The 1,228-nt window shown below is 56.1% G+C and carries 2 protein-coding genes; both read right to left on the reverse strand.

Features of this window, described 5'->3' with window-relative positions; translation table 11 throughout:
• Positions 1-11: 11 nt before the first annotated feature.
• Complete coding sequence (locus ACQ4N7_RS30250; RefSeq protein WP_430715125.1) at positions 12-707, reverse strand: IS630 family transposase; 696 nt, start codon at positions 705-707, stop codon at positions 12-14.
• Entirely contained in the window at positions 704-1,147 is a 444-nt protein-coding gene (locus ACQ4N7_RS30255) for a helix-turn-helix domain-containing protein (protein ID WP_430715126.1), read from the reverse strand. Before ACQ4N7_RS30255 ends, ACQ4N7_RS30250 begins: the two co-directional genes overlap by 4 nt.
• Positions 1,148-1,228: the final 81 nt, after the last annotated feature.

The following is a 1,228-nucleotide window of genomic DNA, read 5'->3' on the forward strand; positions in this document are numbered from 1 at the left end:
CTAGTGCAGCGTCAAGACTTAATTTTAGGGTAGACAGACGCGAGCTTACAGCGTGCGTCGTCGACCTTCATCTGCCAGTCAACCCCGCGCTGGATGGTGTTGACATCACGCGACCAGGCAGCTGTTTCAGCCTGTAAGGTTTCGATATTGCCAAAGCGACGACCTTCAATGCACTGACGTGTTAGGGCACTCAACTCGTTTTCAGCAATGTTGAGCCAACTGCCATGTTTTGGGGTGTAGCAAAACTCAATCCGTCGGACTAACTGCCGGGCACGCTCAGGCTCAAACGCCTCATAGAACGCGCCTTTGGTATGAGTATTGAGGTTGTCACAGACGAGTTGCACGACTTGACCCTCGGTATAGCGCTCTTCCAGCACTCGGGCAACGGCAATGGCCCAGTCCACTTTGGTGCGCTGCGGGCGAACTTGCACATCACGCCAACCGGCCAACGGCTCGGTGAACATGAAAACACAGGCGGTTCCAGCCCGCTCATACTCGTAGTCCACCCGTTTGCCGTGCTGGGGTGTAGCCGGGCGAGGAATCCGGGTTTCCCGTTGCAGTTGCACCGGTTGTTCATCCATACACAAAACCGGACGGCTGGGGTCATAAGGCCGAGCGTACAGCTCTAGAACGGCTTCCATCTGAGCGGCAAACTCAGCATCGGCATCTGGTGGGATCACCCAGTACTCAATCTTGCGGTTGGTCATACCGTTTTTTTCAACGTCTGTCTGACCGTTTCATGGCTGACAGCCTCAACTAGCCCGAGTTCGACGACCTTACGGGCCAGCAGACGCAAAGACCAGGTGCCATAGCCCGCTGGGGGTGAGCCCAAGCGCAGGGCAATGATTTGCGCTTCCTGGTCCCCATCGAGCAGCTTTGCGGTGGGTGGACGGCTCCGCTTGACGCCATTGAGGCTCACCTCAAAGCCTTGCTCGACCAGTCGTCGTCGAAGGTTCTCCACCGTTTTCGTGCGACAGTCAAACGCCTCCGCGATCTGCTGATCCGTCCAGTTCGGCCCCTCAGCATCAGCTTTGAGCAGAATCTGGGCTCGGCGCACTTTTTGGCTGCTGCCGCTGAGTCTCTTAATCACGGTTTGCAGGTGGTGGCGCTCGTCTGCGCTCAAGCGAACAACGTACTTCTTCTGCATGACAGTCGGGCTAACTTCATGCAGAACAGGGTACCTCAGACTTTCATCTAACCCTAATTCTTAGTCTTGACGCTGCACTAG

The sequence above is a fragment of the Nodosilinea sp. AN01ver1 genome (assembly GCF_050565655.1).
GTDB lineage: Bacteria > Cyanobacteriota > Cyanobacteriia > Phormidesmidales > Phormidesmidaceae > Nodosilinea.